Consider the following 17521-nt stretch of genomic DNA (forward strand, 5'->3'; position numbering starts at 1 on the left):
GGGTCAAAGCTCCGCGTACAGGCGACCGGGGTTGAAGATGCCCCGTGGATCGAGTTGGTTCTTCAAGTTGCGGTGATAGCGCATCAGCGCGTCCGGCAACGGTTGGAAGGGGCTGTCGATCAGGCCGTGGCTGTAGCAGGTCACGTGCCCGCCGACTTCAGCGACGACCTTGCGGATGAACGCCGCTTCGGCATCGGATTTGAGCCAGCGCTGGGCGCCGCCCCAGTCGATCATTTGCAGGCCGGGCAGGGACAGTCGAGGCGTGTTGTGCGGGACCGACAGGCGCCACAGCGGCTGGTCTTCATCAAAGAAGCTCAGTCGATGCTCGTTGAGATCCGCCCAATACGAAGCGTCCAGCACTTCGCCACCCAAGCGGTCATGCGCCGCTGCCACCGAGCCTTCGCCACCTTCAAGCCGCAAGTGCAGGCGCTGACCGTCGTGGCACGCGGCACTGATCGGCAGCGGTTGCTGCCCCCATTCGGCGAGGCGCAGCAAGGCACGATCGCTGTCCATTTCCAGGCTGATGCTTAACGCTTGCCGAGGTTTCGGCAGCACTTTCAGCGAGACTTCAGTGATCACACCCAGTGCGCCATAACTGCCGGCCATCAAGCGTGACAAATCGTAGCCGGCAACGTTTTTCATGACTTCGCCGCCGAAGCGCAAATGCTTGCCGTGGCCGGTGATGACCCGTGTCCCGAGCACAAAGTCCCTGACCGAGCCTGACCATGGGCGCCGCGGCCCGGACAGTCCACTGGCAATCATCCCGCCCACGGTGGCGCCGTCTCCGAAGGAGGGTGGTTCGCACGGCAGCATCTGCTGCGCCGCATCCAGCACGTCGGCCAGTTCTGCCAACGGCGTGCCGCAGCGTGCGGTGATCACCAATTCGGTCGGGTCGTAGCTGACGATGCCTCGGTGGCTGCGGGTGTCGAGCACCTCGCCCGCCGCGATACGGCCCAGAAACGCTTTGCTGTTGGCGCCCTGGATCCGCAGGGGCGTGGCGTTTTGCAGGGCCTGATTAACCTGGTCCAGTAGCGCGCCGCTGTCATCGATGTCGTGTTCGCTGCGCATCAAAATCGCTCCAGATCAGGGAAGGGCATCTGACCCAGGTGAACGTGCATCGCGCCGAATTCGGCGCAGCGATGCAGCGTCGGGATGTTCTTGCCAGGGTTGAGCAGGCCGCCCGGATCGAACGCGGCTTTGACGGCATGAAACAGGGTCAGCTCGTCGCTGTTGAACTGCGCGCACATCTGATTGATTTTCTCGCGGCCGACCCCGTGTTCACCGGTGATGCTGCCGCCGACTTTCACGCACAATTCGAGGATCTTGCCGCCCAGGGCTTCGGCGCGGTCGAGTTCGCCGGGTTGGTTGGCGTCGAACAGAATCAGCGGGTGCATGTTGCCGTCACCGGCATGGAAAACGTTGGCCACCCGCAGGTCGTATTCAGCCGACAGCGCGGCAATCGCCTGCAGCACGCCGGGCAGCTCGCGGCGCGGGATCGTCCCGTCCATGCAGTAATAATCCGGCGAGAGGCGGCCCACTGCCGGGAACGCATTCTTGCGCCCGGCCCAGAAGCGCACGCGTTCCGCCTCATCCCTGGCCTGGCGGACTTCGGTGGCGCCGGCCTGTTTCAGCACCTGGCGCACACGGTCGCAGTCATCGTGGACGTCGGCTTCGACGCCATCGAGCTCGCACAGCAGAATGGCTTCGGCGTCGACCGGATAACCGGCGTGAATAAAATCTTCTGCGGCGCGAATGGCCAGGTTGTCCATCATTTCCAGACCGCCCGGAATGATGCCGGCGGCAATAATGTCGCCGACTGCACGACCCGCCTTTTCGACGGAATCGAACGCCGCCAGCAGCACCTTGGCCGTCTGCGGTTTCGGCAGCAGTTTGACCGTGACTTCGGTGATCACCCCCAGCATGCCTTCGGAACCGGTAAACAACGCCAGCAGGTCAAACCCGGGCGAGTCGAGCGCTTCGGAACCCAGGCTCAGGTGTTCGCCATCGACGGTGAGGATGTCGACCTTGAGCAGGTTATGCACGGTCAGGCCGTATTTCAGGCAATGCACGCCACCGGCGTTTTCGGCCACGTTGCCGCCGATTGAACAGGCGATCTGCGAGGAGGGGTCCGGCGCGTAATACAAGCCGAACGGTGCGGCGGCCTGGGAAATCGCCAGGTTGCGCACGCCCGGTTGAACCCGCGCCGTGCGTGCGGCGGGGTCGATGTGCAAGATGTTGTTGAAACGCGCCATCACCAGCAGTACGCCTTTTTCGAGCGGTAGAGCACCGCCGGACAAACCGGTGCCGGCGCCGCGAGCAACCACCGGGACGTGAAACTCATGGCAGAGCTTGAGCACACCCTGGACTTCGTCGATATGGCGCGGCAGCACCACCAGCATCGGCGTAGTGCGGTAAGCGGACAGTCCGTCGCATTCATACGGCTTGAGTTCTTCGCGCTGATGCAGGACTTCCAGGTCCGGCAGGCGAGCGCTCAGTGCCTGGAGCAGGGCGGCTCTGTCGGCATCAGGCAGAACGCCGTCGACGCGTTCATCGTAGAGGATGTTCATAGGCGGTTCACGACCCTCCGTTTGTTTTTATTAGAGGTCTGTTTGCGGTGAAAGCTCACTTGCATCATTGGCCTGACGCGACCTACTGTCCATGTGTTGTTTGAGTGGTCGAACCAGTTCTTCAGGGGTTGTTTCTCCGCTTTTTAGAAAAATAACTGCCTATACATAAACTTAGGGTTGTATTCGAACGTGACGGGTTTTGCCGGTGAGGCTGGTCATACCAGTGGGAGGTTCGATGGAGAGTGCGAAAGTGACCCGTAATCCTCAAGTCGCAGACGTGGTCTGTGAGCGCATAGAACGCCTGATCGTCGACGGGGTCCTCAAGACCGGGCAATTGTTGCCTTCGGAACGGCGCCTGACCGAAAAACTCGGCGTCTCGCGCACGGCGCTGCGCGAGGGCCTGAAGTTGTTGCGCGCCCGGGGGATTATCAAGACGGAACAGGGCAAGGGATCCTTTGTCGCTGATCTGTCGGGCCACGGCGCCGCATCGCCGCTGATGCATTTGTTCAGCTCACAACCGCGCACACTTTACGATTTGTTCGAGGTGCGCAGCCTGCTTGAGGGAGAGTCCGCTCGCCTGGCCGCCTTGCGCGGGACCGAGGCGGATTTTGTCCTCATCACCCGCAGCTATGAAGCGCTGCTCGATGCCCGCACGCGGTCGATGGAAGCGAGCGAACACGCCCGGCTCGATCATGCCTTTCATTTGGCGATCTGCGAGGCTTCGCACAACCCGGTGCTGGTGCAAACCTTGCGCTCGCTGACGGACTTGCTGCTCAACACCGTGTTTGCCTCGGTCAACAACCTCTACCACCGCGCACCGCAAAAACGCCAGATCGACCGTCAGCACGCCCGGCTCTACAACGCCGTGACCGGCCGCATGCCGGAGCAGGCGCGCAAGGCGGCCATCGCGCACATCCAGAGCATCTGCGAGAACCTCAGGGAAATCGAAAGCGAGGAGCAGCGTCTGGTCCGGGCCACGCTGCGCCTGGAAGGGTGGGCGTGAGGCCTGCCGTTTTTTGAGTGATGGCCTTTTACTATTGCTGGCAACGCTCTAGAATTCGCGGCCGCCCTCTGGCGCGGAGGCGCAATGCCATCATTTAAAGGAGTTGTCATGCAATTTGGGAAAATTCTAGGGTTGGCCTTGGTGCTCGGGCTAAGTGGTTGCGCCAGCTTTACCAAAGACGAAGTCGCTCCGGTCAATTTGCCGTCGATGGCCAGTTATTCGAACAAACCGAATGTCTACGTAGACTTCGATTTCTATCAAGGCGAGCCGAAAAGCGCTTCAGCCGTTGAAATGCCGCAAGCACGCGACATGCTAAAGCCGGAGCTGCAAAAAGTGCTGACCGATTCCGGTCTGTTCGGTCGCGTCACACTGGACGAGTTCCAGAAGCAGCCGGGTGATTACAACCTGCGCTTGAAGGTTTACAACCATCCACCGGGCGGTGGTCAGATGGTCATGGCCTTTATCAGTGGCCTGACGTTTACCGTCATCCCGACACTGGCGACCGACCAATACACCATGAGCCTGGAGACGCTGGATTCCCAAGGGCAGACTCTGACCAACGCGAGCAACCATGACGGAATCAATACCTGGATGGGCATCTGGTTTGTGCCGTTGATGGCCAACACCCCGAAAGAGGCAATCAGCGATACCTTCAGCCGCCAGGTCAATGCTCTGCTCAAGCAAGTCGTCGAGAGCAAAAGCCTGAAATACTCGGCACTCGATGCACAGGTGCCGCGGGCCTGACAAAAAAAAGAGCCGCCCAAGCGGCTCTTTTTTTGCCCTTACTTGAGGGCTTGAATGAACTGCGGGTCGCTGTACAACGTCTTCAGCAAATCACGAACCATCGGGTTGTAGGCATTGGCCGCATTGGGGATCGCAATGGCGCCGAAAAAGCTGCTGTCCCACTGGCGGCTGACATCCTTGGTCGCGTCGTAAACCACCTCGTTGCCCTTGAGCAATGTAAAGCGCGCAGCAAGCTGGCCCGTGCCAGTGCCCATGCCTGCGGTCAGTTCATTCTTGACGACCAGCACATCCAGATGTCGCTGAGCTTGCGGGTTCAGCAGGCCCGCCCGACCCAGTTCTTCGGTAATCGCGTCCTGTATATGTTGCGTGATACTGCCGCTCGGCGAGCTGATCGGGTTGGCCCGGACTGTCAGTGAGCCCTGACCGGCATCCGCCTTGACCTGAGCATTGCTGATCGATTGCAGGGGTGGGGTTTGCTTGAGCTGTTGGACGTTTTCAAAGCTCGGCTCATAACGGGTCATGGTCACGCCACAACCTTGCAGCAGCAGGGCGAACAGAGGGACCAACAATAGAAGTTTTTTCACGGCGTTTCCTTACGTGAGTGTTACCGGGGGCAGGATTATCGACTGATGGCATATGGCTAGCAACTCGCTTTTAAACGTCGCTCAGAGAAGCGTTGCGCACAGGGCAAGTTGTTTCCCTTAAGTTGATTGGGCTGTCGATTACCCCTGGAAACGGCACGACTGTCGTAAAAACGACCTGTTTACGCTGAACGCGAACCCTGTTCACTTTTCTGTTGAACGAGTGTTCAGCTTCGACTATGTTCGTTCCACCTCCCCGGCTGGTTGCGCGGGCTTGCGTTTCTTCTTTTCGAACGAGGCACTGGCATGCGGTTTTCACCCTTTGTTGAGCGGATTTCTGGCGACGGTGTAGCCGCCTGGGATATTCACAATGCGGCATTTGAAGCCCAGCGCCGCGGTGAGGATGTGATTATTCTCAGTGTCGGCGACCCGGATTTCCCCACCCCCGACTTCATCACCGATGCCGCGATTCATGCGCTGCGTGAGGGTGACACCCATTACACCGAGATCGCCGGTCGCCAGGCTTTGCGGGAAGCCATCGCCGCTCGGTACAGCGTGCTGTTTGACCGTGAGGTGACGGCGCCAAACGTCATCATTTCGGCGGGGGCACAGAACGCGCTGTTCATCACCTCGATGTGCCTGCTCAATACCGGCGACGAAGTGATTGCCCTGGACCCGATGTACGTGACCTATGAGGCAACGCTCAAGGCGTCCGGCGCCACGCTGGTGCGCGTGCCGTGCTCGGCGGATTCAGGTTTCCGGCTCGATGCCGCCGTACTGGCCAAGGCCATCACCCCGCGCACCCGGGCGCTGTTCTTCTCCAATCCGAATAATCCGACCGGTGTGGTGCTCAACCGTGAAGAGCTGCAAGCCATCGCCGACCTCGCCATCCAGTACGACCTGTGGGTCGTGGTGGACGAGGTCTATGAAAGCCTGACCTTCGAACGCGAGCACCTCAGCCTGGCCGCGTTGCCGGGCATGGCCGAGCGCTGCGTGGTGATCGGCAGCCTGTCGAAATCCCACGCGATGACCGGCTGGCGTACCGGTTGGATCGTTGCCGATGAAGCCCTCGTGGCTCACGCCGAAACCCTGGTGTTGAGCATGCTTTACGGTTTACCGGGCTTTGTCATGGAGGCTGCGCTCAAGGCAGTTCAAGCCCATGAAGAGGTGACCCACGGCATGCGCGACATCTATCGCCGTCGTCGCGATCTGGTGGTAACCAGCCTGTCGGATTGCCCGGGAATTTCCGTGCTCACTCCAGATGCCGGCATGTTCGTGCTGGTGGACGTGCGTGACACCGGCCTGACCTCTCTGGAGTTCGCCTGGCGGCTGTTGCGCGAGGCGCGTGTCTCGGTGCTGGATGCGGCGGCGTTCGGCGAGCCGGCCCAAGGCTTTGTGCGGCTCTCGTTCACTCTGGGTGAAGAACGACTGGCCCAGGCCTGCCAGCGCATTCGCGACTTTGTGCGGGTGTTGAAAGGCGAAGCGCCGCGGCCGGTGATCAGCCGTGTGACCTGCGAAGCGGCGGTTGAGCCGGTCAAGCCCAAAACCATGATCGAAGTCGATGGCCTGCACAAACGCTTTGGCAATATCGAGGTCCTCAAAGGCGTTTCCCTTACTGCTCGCGAAGGTGATGTGATCTCACTGATCGGTGCCAGCGGCTCGGGCAAAAGCACCTTGCTGCGCTGCATCAATATGCTCGAAGTGCCGGACCAGGGGCGCATTCTGGTGGACGGCGAAAGCATTCACCTGAACTTCGATCGTCCCGGCACGCCGCTGGTGAAAGACGCCAGGCAACTGGTGCGTATCCGTTCGAGCCTGGGCATGGTGTTCCAGAACTTCAACCTCTGGCCCCATCGCACGGTGCTGGAAAACCTCATCGAGGCGCCGACCCAGGTCCTGCGTGAAAGCCGTGCGGAGGCCACTGAACGGGCCGAAGCCTTGCTCGAACGCGTGGGGCTGGCGGCCAAGCGCAACGAGTACCCGGCGTTTCTCTCCGGGGGACAGCAGCAGCGGGTGGCCATCGCCCGGGCCCTGGCCATGCGGCCCAAGGTCATGCTGTTCGATGAACCCACCTCGGCACTCGACCCGGAACTGGTCGGCGAAGTGCTGCGGGTGATCCGCTCCCTCGCGGAAGAAGGCCGGACCATGATCCTGGTGACCCATGAAATGGCTTTCGCCCGCGATGTCTCTTCCCAAGTCGCCTACCTGCACCAAGGGCTGATCGAGGAAACCGGTTCGCCGGACGACGTGTTTGTACACCCACGCAGCGAGCGTTGCCGACAATTCGTCAACGCTCATCAGACTCGCTGAAAACATCATAAAAAGACGGGGAAAAATCATGGGAAATCGACGTTTGGCAAACTGGATGACGGGCGTGGCCTGCGTATTGCTGGCCGGGATGAGCGCGGCACAAGCACAACCGATCCGTTTCGCGGTCGCGGCTGAGCCCTATCCGCCATACACCGAGAAGCAGGCCAACGGTGAATGGAAAGGCTTTGAAGTCGACCTGATCCACAAGCTGTGCAGCGAAATGAAAGCCGAGTGCGAGATCAAGGAAGTGGCGTGGGACGGGATCATTCCATCGTTGCTGGCGAAGAAGATCGACGTGATTTTCTCGTCGATGTCGGTGACTGAGGAGCGCGAAAAACAGATCGCTTTCAGCAAGGCGTATTACGACTCCGTGATTGCGATTGTCGGGCCGAAGGGCTCGTCGGTGAAAACGTATCCGGATGACCTCAAGGGCAAGATCATCGGTGTGCAGAACTCGACGGTGAGCGCCAGTTACCTCAAGCAGTACTACGAAAAAATCGCTGACGTGAAGTATTACGACACCCAGGACTCGGCCAACGCCGACCTGATTGCCGGTCGCATCGACCTGATGATGGCGGACGGCACGGCGATGGCAGCCTTCGTGCAGACCCCGGATGCCCGCAACAGCAACCTGGAATACCTGGGTGCCGTGCCGTATGACCCGATTTTCGGCAAAGGCGTGGGCGCTGGTCTGCGCAAGGATGACGCCGAACTCAAGGCCCGACTCGACAAAGCCATCACCTCTTTGCTGGTCAGCAAAGACTATGACGACCTGTCCCAGCACTATTTCGGTACCAGCGTGAAACCCGCGTTCTGACGGCCACGCGCAAAACAACTCCATGGAATGAAATTTTCCTGAGGGAACACCCATCCCCGTAGGAGCGAGGCTTGCCCGCGAAGGGGCCCTTGAAGCCGCCAAAAGCTTCGCGGGCAAGCCTCGCTCCCACAAGAGGGCGGTGGTGCGTCCAGGCCACCGATTGGAGACTGAAATGCCAGCCATGTTCGAATTGATCAACTTCAGCGAAACAGGATGGGGCGGTGCGCTGTTGAAGGGGCTTTGGATGACCCTGCAAATCTCGGCCGGGGCTTTTGTGGTCGGGCTGTTCATCGGTCTGGTGGTGGCCTGCCTGAAGCTCGGCGCGCCAAAGCCGATTGCGGCGCTGATGCGTGGTTACACGACCTTGTTCCGGGCGATTCCGGAGTTGCTGTTGATCCTGCTGCTGTACTACGTCGGCTCAATGCTCCTCAATTCGCTGATGACGCAGATGGGCTACGGCGTCGTCAATGTCAGCGGTCCGTTGGCCGCCATCGTGGTGCTGGGGCTGGTGCAGGGCGCCTACGCCTCGGAGATTTTCCGCGCGGCGATCCAGGCGATCCCCTTCGGCCAGATTGAAGCGGCGAAGGCCTTCGGCCTGAGCGGTTTCGGTCTGTTCCGACGCGTCACGCTGCCGATCATGGCGCCGTATGCGATGGCCGGCATGGCTAACCTGTGGATCAACCTGATCAAGGACAGCGCCTTGATCAGTGTGGTTGGCACCAACGAGTTGTTGTACACCGCCAAGCAAGGGGCGGGTTCGACGCGTCATTACTTGTTGTTCTACCTCACGGCCGCGGCGTTGTATTACGCGGTGACGTTGGTGTCCAACTACCTGTCTGGACGGCTCGAGCGGCGTATTCGTCGCTGGATGCCTTTGGCTGAGTGAATGAAATGATTCCAGCGTGGATAGTTGAATACGCGGCGCTGTTAGGCCGGGGACTGCAAACGACCATCACCATCCTGTTAATTTCCAGTGTGCTCGGTTTTGCGCTGGCGGTGCTGGTGGCGCTGGCGCGAATCTCGAAAAACAAGGGGATCGCCAAGGCCAGCCAGTTCTACACCAGCGTGTTGCGCGGTACGCCGTTGCTGATCCAGATCTACATCTTCTACTACGGGCTCGGCAGCGTGTTTGCGCAGTTCCCGCTGATACGCGGCAGTTTTCTCTGGCCGTATTTGCGCGACGGTTACTGGTACATCGTGTTCGCCCTGGTGTTGTCGGTGGGCGCGTATGTCGGCGAAGTGATTCGCGGCGGGCTGCTGGCGGTGCCAAAAGGCGAGATGGAAGCGGCCTCGGCGTTTGGCATGACACCGCGCCAATCGCTGCTGCGGGTGCGATTGCCTCGGGCGCTGCGGTTGCTGTTGCCGACACTGGCCGGGGAAACCGTGATGTTGCTGAAATCCACGGCGCTGGCCTCGACGATTGCGATTGTCGATCTGCTGGGTGCCGCGAACGTGGTGCGGGCGCAGACCTTGCAGGTTTATGAACCGTTGTTGCTGGTGGCCGGGGTCTACGTCTGCCTGACGTTCCTGATCGAGGCGCTGTTTGCCTTTGCCGAACGGCGCGGGACGCCTGTGCGCAGGTCGCTGTAATGAGCACCTCGCAGGTCGTCGACCGTTCGCTGCAGGGCATCGGCCTGTGCACCTTGGGGTACATGTTTCTGACGTTGCAGGACGCGGTCATCAAGTGGCTGGTGACCGATTATTCGGTGGTCACCATCCTGTTCTGGCGCAGCCTGGTGGTGGTCGTCGCGTGCCTGTTGGCCGGGCGTCTGCGCCTGGTCCAGCGGGCCTGGCGTTCGCCGAGCCGGCGCTTGCTGGTGGTGCGCGGTTTGTTGTCGATCGTGGCCTGGCTGCTGTATTACACGGCCGCGCGGGACCTGTCGCTGGCGGAAATGACCACCCTGTATTTTTCCGCGCCGATCATGGTCACGGTGCTGGCGGCGGTGATTCTCAAGGAGCGGGCCAGCGGCTGGCAGTGGTTTTCCCTGATCCTGGGGTTTGTCGGGGTGATCATCGCTTGTCGTCCAAGCAACATCGCCGATCCGTGGCCCATCGTGCTGACGCTGCTGGCGGCGATGTGCTGGGCGTTCACTTACATCCAGTTGCGTCAGGTGGATGACCAGACGTCAGTGCTGGAGCAGATGCTGATCACCAACGTGGTGTTCGTGCTGTGCATGACCGTCGCGTTGCCCTGGACGTTCACCCCGGCACCGACGCCGGCGTGGCTGGGCATGCTGGTTGCCGGTCTGGTGGGTGGTATCGGTCAGTTCCTGCTGTTTGCCAGTTTTCAACGGGCCACTGCCACCTTGCTCGCGCCGTTCGAGTACACCGGGTTGATCTGGGCGTTCCTGCTGTCGAGTCTGATCTGGGGCACATTGATGGATGTGTCGCTGATGATCGGTGCCGGCCTGATTGCGGTCAGCGGCACCCTGGCGATGATCTTCGGGCGCCACCCCTCACAGGATGTCGTCGGTGCTGAATGCTCCGTGACGCAGCCCCTTTATCCAGCAGCGACAGATGTGGAGGCCGTTGGCGGGGCTGAAGGTTTCGGGGTTGAGACACCACTCGATCCAGAGTCCGTCGAGCATCGCCGATAAACCGATGGCGGCCAGGCGTGTGTCGTGGATCACGAAACCTTCGCTGGCGGCCATGTCATCGAGCAACTGGCGCAGCAGATCGAGGTAGGCGCGGTAGCTTTTTTCGTGGGACTGGCTGACGTGTTCGGAGTGCCGAATCAGGCTCCAGAACACCACCCAGACGCCAAGCAATTGCGGGTCCATGACCCTTGGCGAAAAAGAACCGACGAGAAACGCGTCCATTTTTTGCGCCGGGGTGGCGGCCTGCTGGATTTCCTGGCGCAGGGCGGTGGTCAGTTCGCTGGCGATCTTCTGGTACGTGTCGGCAATCAACGCATCGATGCTGCCGAAATGGTGATTGAGCAGGCCGACGGACACCCCGGCTTCGGTGGCAATACGGCGCACGGAAATGCCCGCGTGGCCGTCGCGGACCAGGCAACGCAACGTGGCGGCCACCAGCATCTCGCGACGCTCATCGGGCTCCGCGCGACGGTTTTTTGGAGAGGGGGTTGTCACACGGGAATCCTTGGGTGCAGTGCCAGGTTGGCGAGCTTAGTTGAACATGCGTTCAATCTCCAGTGTCGGCCGCAGTGATGCACCGGTTTTTAACGTTCATGACGGGGGAGGACAAGCAGATGGCGCAGGATATTTCGTTCAGTGTTCGCAACAACAACGGTGATCCGGTGCAGGTCGGCGCGTGGCGTTTCGGGGGCGACGGCAGCGGGCCGAAGGTGCATTTGCAGGCGGGGGTGCACGCCGACGAAATCGCCGGGATGCTGGTGTTGCATCTGTTGATGCAACGGCTTCTAGTCGTCGAGGCCGAGGGCCGGCTCAAGGGCAGTGTGACGGTGGTGCCGCAGGCCAATCCCCTGGGTATCGGGCAGTTTCGCCAGGGGCGGATTCTCGGTCGCTTTCACGATGCGACCGGGCATAACTTCAACCGCGCGTTCGACCAGTCAGCCGCGATGGAGCAACCTTCGACCAACGTCCAGGAGTGGCAGAAAAGCCTGGTGCAACTGGCGTCCACGGCGCAGGTGATGCTCGACCTGCACACCGATGACGAAGCCTTGCCCTACCTCTACGTGCACCGCAGTTTCTGGCCCCGTGCCCGCGAATTGGCGGCGGCGATGAAGATGGACGTGGCGATCATCTGGGATGACGGCGGCGACGGCTCCTTCGAAGAAACCATCATCGCACCGTGGCTGCGTGATGGCGTCACCGCGCAACGCATGGCCGCGACCCTGGAGCTGCGTGGGCAGGGCGATGTCAGCGATCGGTTGGCCGAGCAGGACGCCGCGGGACTGTACGCCTGGCTGTGCAGTTGCGGGGTCATCGACGAGGCGTTGTCACCCGGTGACTGGCCCGTCGAAGTGATGGAAATGGGCCAGATGGAAACCATCCTCGCGCCGCAACCCGGGGTGTTGATCTTTGAAAAGGAACTCGGTGACTTCGTCGAGGAAGGGCAGCGCTTTGCGCGGATTCTGCGACGGCCCGGTGATCCGTCTTCCGAAGTGGTGCTGGTGGCCGAGCAGGCGGGGCGGATGGTCACACGCTATCGGGACCGGCTCGTGTCGCAGGGCATGGTGGTGGCGAAATTCACCGGGAGCCGGATTTCGCGCAACTGGAGTGGCGGGTTGCTGGACCCGAACTAGGCGCAGAGCATTCGTTCAGCCTGTTGGCCACCTCCGCTGAAGATAAGCGGGGTGGCCTTCACGCTAGTTCCCATCCGCCACTTTGCGTTCTATCTCATCTATCTTTCGTTGGAGCGCCTCGGCTTCATCCTCTTCGGGATGCGTTTCTGAATCGAGCTCTTCGGCGTCCTTGTCTTTCCGATCCCGTTCGATGTCACTGTCATCGCTGTTCATCGCGTGTACCTCCGTTGACTTACACATTGGATGCAGGGGCGCAGAGGGAGTTCGAGATTTTTTTTGCCGGGGTTCAAGCGCACATGCAATCCCGGCTTCGGCCTGTAAACTGTCCGCGCTCAAGGCATCGACCGCCTCGTTATTCCTTCAAGAAAGAGATCCTCCATGGCAAACCAAGACATCACGTTCACCCCTGATCCCGACGCGGATTCCATCTCCTCCGACGTCGCCGGTTTCGGCGGCATGCTGGTCTCCACCCAAATCCCCACCCGCGCCGACGGCAGCCTGGAACTGGGCGATATCACCCTGCAGAGCGAGTGCACGCTGCAGGCGCTGAAGGTCGCGCTGGAGCGTGCCGGCAGTTCCATGGACCGGGTGCTGCACCTGACCATCTACCTCACCGACATGGCCGACCGCGCCGCGTTCAACGAGGTTTATAAACGCTTCTTCGCCAAACCGTGGCCGGTTCGTGCCGCCGTTGGTGTGGCCGCCTTGGCGGTCGAAGGCATGCGCGTGGAAGTCACAGCGATGGCCGCCAAAGCCTGACGGTGCGGGTCAGGTGTGATGAAAATCCGCCTGACCCGGTTTCAAAAACAACGACCTTGCATGCCTCTTCGCGATACCCCTTATCCCTCTACGAATTTAGCTTCGCCTCTCACAGAAAAGCAGATCATCACTCCGTTGGAACTCCCCATCACCCCCCTTCGTCATCTGCAGTGAGGGAGGCTGCACTCATTGCGAACTCCCGGAACGCTTGATTACAGACAGAAGGCGAGGGATGACATGAATACTTCAGACAGCACCACCGGGAGTCAGCCAGACAAGCCCGATTCCCCAGGGCCGGAGCCAGGCTTTGAGCACTTGAAGGAGGACGTGACGGAGGCACTTGAGGGTGCACGACAACAGGCGGACGCTCAGTTCGGGCAATACCGCGACACCGCCGCCGATCAGATCGAGGCTTTGGCCAAGGGCGCGAAATCGGTTGTCTCCGAACTCGAAAGCAAGGACACCCTCGGCATGTCCGACTACCTGGCCGACATGGCGGAATCCATGAGTGGCCTGGCCGGAAACTTGCGCGGCAAAAGTGCCGAACAGCTGCTGCATGACGGGGCCGAGCTGGCCCGCAGCAATCCAGGGCTGTTCATTGCCGGCAGCATCGCGCTGGGTTTCGGCCTGTCGCGATTCCTGAAGGCCGGCAGTTCTCCGGCGGCCACCTTCACCGATGCCAACAACCCGGCAGCCGGCCACTCGATGCCTCCGCCAGGCGGTTTTGGTGCGCAACGCCCCTATGAAACCTCCGTCGCGTCACGCACTGACAACACGCCGGCCCCACCGAGCGAGCAAGACCACCCTTCGAACTTCGCGACGACCTCCACACCGGGTTCGACAAACGTCAATGGAGCACTGTGATGAACAGAGAAGATCCAGATTTTCCAGGCTCAAGACCGGTGCACGCGCCGGACCATGACGCTTCGGTCGTCGGTCTGTTACGTCAGTTATCCCGTGAAGTGCCCGCGCTGTTCACCAAGGAACTGGCGCTGGCCAAAGCCGAACTTCAAGCCAGTCTCACAACACTCAAAGCCGGCATCGCCGGGGTTGCGGGAGGGGCGATTGTCCTGTTGGCGGGGTTCATCATTCTGTTGATGTCCGCAGTCTATGGCCTCAGCACCGTGATGGCGCCGTGGCTGGCGGCGCTGATTGTTGGCGTGGTGGTGATGATCGTCGGGTTCGCCATGCTGCAGTCCGGGAAAAAACAATTCGAGCCGTCCCACTTCAAGCCTGATCGCACGCTGGATGCCTTGAACAAAGACCAGGAAGCGCTGCGGAGGAAAGTCTCATGAACAGTGAATTCGACATCGAAGCGGCAAAAAGCCCTGAAGCCATCGAGCGTGAAATCGATGCTCAGCGGGCGAGTATCGGCAACATCGTCGATGCGCTGGAAAGCAAGTTCACCCCTGGGCAGATGTTCGATCAGGCGCTGACGATGATGCAAAGCAACGGCACGACATTCCTGACTAACCTGGGCACCAGCGTTCGCAACAATCCGGTTCCCGCCGTCCTGACATCCGTCGGTTTGCTGTGGTTGATGATGAGTCAGAATCGCCCGCCGTCACCCCGTCCAGGCTATCGCGTGGGTCCGGATCAAAACAAAGTCGGCGAGTGGGCCGACGGTCTGGCTGATGGCATCGACAGTGCCCGTGACCATTTGCACCAGACGACTGACACGCTCAAGGACGGTTATCAGACCATCAAGGGCAAGGCCGCTCACATGGGCGACAACCTGGGTGCTGCTACCGACACCATCAGTCATGCCGTGCATGATGCCAGTGACCGATTGGTCCGCAGTTCGCAGGTGCTGGGGACTCAATTCAGTCAGTTGTTGAAGGAGCAACCCCTGATGGTCGCCGCCGCGGGCATCGCGTTAGGTGCCATGCTGGGCGCGGCATTGCCTTCGACAGCGACCGAGCAACGCTACATGGGCAAAACCAGCGCCGGCCTGGCCGATAAGGTAAAGCAACAGGCGAGGGAGGGGTTCGAGGCTGTGCGCGACACCGTGACCAAAACCACCGATCACTCGGACGTAGAAACGAAACCGCAAGGGGAATACCACGCGGCCTCCGATACGCCAGCCGATCTGTCACGAGGTTTGGGCACCTCGTAATCCGGCGCTTCATAAAGGGCTGCAAAAAACAGCGGGAGGCCTGACACAGACCTCCCGTTTTTTTCCGCTTCTCAAGCGCCGTCGAACGATGAAAAACAGGTGTGACAGCGGTGGAGATCTGGCGACCGATAAAAGTTTGAATCGATTGATTGATCGCCGACGACTGGTGACAAACGCATGCCAAAACCCGCCGCCAATGCCGCCTGTCGCGAGTGGCCAATCTTTTTAAAATTTTCTCAGGCGCGGCACTTTCAGATAACTGTGGGCGGCGCATTTGGTCATTTGCCGGATGGATATCGACGCCCCTTCAGGCCTGAGGAGATTCGTCATGTTTCTACATAACAAACGACTTCAATACACCGTGCGTGTCGCCCAACCCAACCCGGGGTTGGCGAACCTTTTGCTCGAACAATTCGGCGGCGCCCAAGGCGAACTGGCGGCGGCGTCCCGCTACTTCACCCAGGCTTTGGCCGAGGATGATCCGGGAAGAAAGGATCTGCTAATGGACATTGCCACCGAAGAGCTCAGTCACCTGGAGGTCGTCGGATCGATCATCGTGATGCTCAACAAGGGCGCCAAGGGTCAACTGGCAGAAGGGGTGGACGAAGAAGGCGAGCTGTACCGCGCGATCAATGGAGCGGGCAATGACTCGCACATTACCAGCCTGTTGTACGGCGCCGGGGCACCGCTGACCAATTCGGCCGGAGTGCCGTGGTCGGCCGCGTATGTCGACACCATCGGTGAGCCAACCGCTGACTTTCGCTCCAACATCGCCGCCGAGGCTCGCGCCAAAATCGTCTACGAGCGCTTGATGAACATCACGGATGATCCCGGGGTGAAAGAGGCGCTGGGGTTTCTGATGACGCGCGAGATCGCCCATCAACTCTCCTTTGAAAAAGCCCTGCACGCGATCCAGCCGAACTTTCCGCAGGGCAAGCTTCCCGGCATGCCGGAATTCACCAACGTCTATTTCAACCTGTCTCAAGGCGAAGGCAGCACTCGCGGGCCATGGAACCAGGGCGAGGACTGGAATTACGTGGACGATCCACAGCCGGCAGTCGATGGCGGGGACGGCACGGCAAGTGTCCAGCTCAGCGCCGAAGACGAGGAGCTGTTGCTGGCCATGAAAGTCCGCACGATGTCTGACCCTGAAAGCGATCCGATCACGGGTGCTGACTTGGGGGCGGGCCTCTACGGAAAACCCGATGCGTGACGAGGGTCACCGCACGCCACCCGGCGTGCGGTTTTTTGTGGTGCTGGAGAGTTGAGGTGAACCCCATGAATTCCAATCCAGACGCTTTTTCCGCAGAGGCTACACAGGACTTTTATCGGCTGTTCAATACCACTGCAATGGCGTTCGAACGAGACGCTTTGCGGATATCAAAACAGATCCGGATGGCTGCGCCTGAAGCGACCCGTAAGCGCTCCAACGGAAAACAGGTGTCCTGATGTCGGACCATTCTTCGCCTGCAAGAGGCCCTTGGCGCGCCTGGTTTGCCCCAGGAAAAAGCGGCAGTTGGCTGAGCATTCTGTTCTGGTCAACTCTGGTGGGTGTCACCGCTCTGCTGCTGGTCAGCGGCTACAGCGCCTTGACCGGGGCGGATCGAGTCAACTTGCGGTATGCATTCCTGGGCGGCGTCTCGGGTTTCGGCGCGACCGCACTTGGCGCCGTTTTGGCCGTGGTCTTGCGTGACATTGCCGCACGGACTCAGGACATCATGCTGGGTTTCGCCGCGGGCATGATGCTCGCGGCCAGCTCGTTCTCTCTCATTCTTCCTGGTATCGCGGCGGCGCAGGCCATTTGCGGCAATAAGATGCTGGCGGCGTGTGTCGTGGTCTTTGGGTTGGGTTTGGGCGTGGCTCTGATGATCGGGCTGGATCGCTTTGTCCCACATGAGCATCAGAAGATTGGTCGCAAGGGCCCGCACGCACAGCGCATCAATCGAGTGTGGCTGTTCGTGTTGGCTATCACGCTACATAACTTGCCGGAAGGCATGGCCATCGGCGTCAGTTTTGCCAACGGGGACATGAAGGTGGGTCTGCCATTGACCACCGCGATTGCCATCCAGGACATCCCCGAAGGACTGGCCATTGCACTGGCGCTGCGAGTGACGGGTGTGTCGACGTTGCGGGCGGCGCTGATCGCGGTCGGCTCAGGGCTGATGGAGCCATTGGGCGCTGTCGTGGGACTGGGCATTTCCACCGGCTTCGCGCTGGGTTACCCGGTTGCCCTGGGCCTGGCGGCGGGCGCGATGATTTTCGTCGTCTCCCACGAGGTGATTCCCGAGACACACCGCAATGGCCACGAAACCCCGGCGACGCTGGGCCTGATGCTAGGGTTCGGGCTCATGATGTTTCTCGATACGGCGTTAGGCTAGGCTTGATTCAAGGGCAAG

General features: G+C 60.5%; 19 protein-coding genes and 1 pseudogene. 15 read left to right on the forward strand and 5 right to left on the reverse strand.

Features of this window, described 5'->3' with window-relative positions; translation table 11 throughout:
- Nucleotides 1-3: 3 nt before the first annotated feature.
- Both glcE and glcD read right to left on the reverse strand, forming a co-directional pair.
- A complete protein-coding gene (glcE, locus tag RHP74_RS11035; RefSeq protein WP_311099373.1) occupies nt 4-1068 on the reverse strand; it encodes a glycolate oxidase subunit GlcE in 1065 nt (354 codons plus the stop codon).
- Nucleotides 1068-2567 (reverse strand): glycolate oxidase subunit GlcD, encoded by a 1500-nt coding sequence (gene glcD / locus RHP74_RS11040; RefSeq protein ID WP_311099375.1) that lies wholly within the window; start codon nt 2565-2567, stop codon nt 1068-1070. The genes glcE and glcD overlap by 1 nt, the downstream gene beginning before the upstream one ends.
- A gap of 235 nt (nt 2568-2802) precedes the next feature.
- On the opposite strand from glcD, the gene glcC reads away from it, so the two are divergent.
- Both glcC and RHP74_RS11050 read left to right on the forward strand, forming a co-directional pair.
- Nucleotides 2803-3570, forward strand: coding sequence for a transcriptional regulator GlcC (gene glcC, locus RHP74_RS11045; RefSeq protein WP_077748786.1), 768 nt, complete (start codon nt 2803-2805; stop codon nt 3568-3570).
- Nucleotides 3571-3678: 108 nt separating this feature from the next.
- The gene (locus tag RHP74_RS11050; RefSeq protein WP_010459059.1) at nt 3679-4314 is read left to right on the forward strand and encodes a hypothetical protein; all 636 of its coding nucleotides are present in this window, start codon (nt 3679-3681) and stop codon (nt 4312-4314) included.
- A gap of 38 nt (nt 4315-4352) precedes the next feature.
- Here RHP74_RS11050 and RHP74_RS11055 read toward each other — a convergent pair whose 3' ends face one another.
- A complete protein-coding gene (locus RHP74_RS11055; protein ID WP_102593347.1) occupies nt 4353-4898 on the reverse strand; it encodes a hypothetical protein in 546 nt (181 codons plus the stop codon).
- A 303-nt stretch (nt 4899-5201) separates the two neighbouring features.
- Between RHP74_RS11055 and RHP74_RS11060 the strand changes: the two genes are divergently transcribed.
- The 5 genes from RHP74_RS11060 (at nt 5202) to RHP74_RS11080 (ending at nt 10619) form a co-directional block, all read left to right on the forward strand.
- Nucleotides 5202-7205, forward strand: a complete 2004-nt coding sequence (locus RHP74_RS11060; RefSeq protein WP_077748789.1) for an aminotransferase class I/II-fold pyridoxal phosphate-dependent enzyme — start codon at nt 5202-5204, stop codon at nt 7203-7205.
- A gap of 28 nt (nt 7206-7233) precedes the next feature.
- Nucleotides 7234-8022: a transporter substrate-binding domain-containing protein gene (locus RHP74_RS11065; RefSeq protein WP_311099377.1), complete on the forward strand. Its 789-nt coding sequence runs from the start codon at nt 7234-7236 to the stop codon at nt 8020-8022.
- Nucleotides 8023-8194: 172 nt separating this feature from the next.
- Nucleotides 8195-8908: an ABC transporter permease gene (locus tag RHP74_RS11070; protein ID WP_010459070.1), complete on the forward strand. Its 714-nt coding sequence runs from the start codon at nt 8195-8197 to the stop codon at nt 8906-8908.
- Nucleotides 8909-8913: 5 nt separating this feature from the next.
- Nucleotides 8914-9612, forward strand: a complete 699-nt coding sequence (locus RHP74_RS11075; protein ID WP_145310765.1) for an ABC transporter permease — start codon at nt 8914-8916, stop codon at nt 9610-9612.
- A complete protein-coding gene (locus RHP74_RS11080; protein ID WP_145310762.1) occupies nt 9612-10619 on the forward strand; it encodes a DMT family transporter in 1008 nt (335 codons plus the stop codon). Before RHP74_RS11075 ends, RHP74_RS11080 begins: the two co-directional genes overlap by 1 nt.
- Here the strand turns inward: RHP74_RS11080 and RHP74_RS11085 are convergent.
- Nucleotides 10575-11060 (reverse strand): annotated as a pseudogene (locus RHP74_RS11085) (TetR family transcriptional regulator C-terminal domain-containing protein); the annotation flags it as partial. The gene RHP74_RS11080 and the pseudogene RHP74_RS11085 sit on opposite strands and share 45 nt — an antisense overlap.
- A 173-nt stretch (nt 11061-11233) precedes the next feature.
- Here RHP74_RS11085 and RHP74_RS11090 point away from each other — a divergent pair.
- The gene (locus RHP74_RS11090) at nt 11234-12250 is read left to right on the forward strand and encodes a succinylglutamate desuccinylase/aspartoacylase family protein (RefSeq protein ID WP_169857332.1); all 1017 of its coding nucleotides are present in this window, start codon (nt 11234-11236) and stop codon (nt 12248-12250) included.
- Between the two features lie 63 nt (nt 12251-12313).
- Here RHP74_RS11090 and RHP74_RS11095 read toward each other — a convergent pair whose 3' ends face one another.
- A complete protein-coding gene (locus tag RHP74_RS11095; protein WP_162179681.1) occupies nt 12314-12463 on the reverse strand; it encodes a hypothetical protein in 150 nt (49 codons plus the stop codon).
- 165 nt (nt 12464-12628) lie between these two features.
- Here RHP74_RS11095 and RHP74_RS11100 point away from each other — a divergent pair, with 165 nt between their 5' ends.
- The 7 genes from RHP74_RS11100 to RHP74_RS11130 all read left to right on the forward strand — a co-directional run bounded on the left by RHP74_RS11100 (nt 12629) and on the right by RHP74_RS11130 (nt 17503).
- Nucleotides 12629-13009: a RidA family protein gene (locus RHP74_RS11100; RefSeq protein ID WP_010459079.1), complete on the forward strand. Its 381-nt coding sequence runs from the start codon at nt 12629-12631 to the stop codon at nt 13007-13009.
- A 237-nt stretch (nt 13010-13246) separates the two neighbouring features.
- Entirely contained in the window at nt 13247-13873 is a 627-nt protein-coding gene (locus RHP74_RS11105; RefSeq protein WP_083377122.1) for a hypothetical protein, read from the forward strand.
- Nucleotides 13873-14304 carry a phage holin family protein gene (locus RHP74_RS11110; protein WP_083377121.1) on the forward strand — a complete coding sequence of 144 codons (432 nt, stop codon included), beginning with the start codon at nt 13873-13875 and terminating at the stop codon, nt 14302-14304. Before RHP74_RS11105 ends, RHP74_RS11110 begins: the two co-directional genes overlap by 1 nt.
- The gene (locus tag RHP74_RS11115) at nt 14301-15125 is read left to right on the forward strand and encodes a DUF3618 domain-containing protein (RefSeq protein WP_077748796.1); all 825 of its coding nucleotides are present in this window, start codon (nt 14301-14303) and stop codon (nt 15123-15125) included. The genes RHP74_RS11110 and RHP74_RS11115 overlap by 4 nt, the downstream gene beginning before the upstream one ends.
- A 328-nt stretch (nt 15126-15453) precedes the next feature.
- Nucleotides 15454-16338, forward strand: a complete 885-nt coding sequence (locus tag RHP74_RS11120; protein WP_154911596.1) for a manganese catalase family protein — start codon at nt 15454-15456, stop codon at nt 16336-16338.
- Nucleotides 16339-16403: 65 nt separating this feature from the next.
- A complete protein-coding gene (locus RHP74_RS11125; protein WP_154504182.1) occupies nt 16404-16574 on the forward strand; it encodes a hypothetical protein in 171 nt (56 codons plus the stop codon).
- Complete coding sequence (locus RHP74_RS11130) at nt 16574-17503, forward strand: ZIP family metal transporter (RefSeq protein WP_311099387.1); 930 nt, start codon at nt 16574-16576, stop codon at nt 17501-17503. The genes RHP74_RS11125 and RHP74_RS11130 overlap by 1 nt, the downstream gene beginning before the upstream one ends.
- Nucleotides 17504-17521 lie beyond the last annotated feature (18 nt).

The sequence above is a fragment of the Pseudomonas sp. SG20052 genome (assembly GCF_031766055.1).
GTDB lineage: Bacteria > Pseudomonadota > Gammaproteobacteria > Pseudomonadales > Pseudomonadaceae > Aquipseudomonas > Aquipseudomonas mandelii.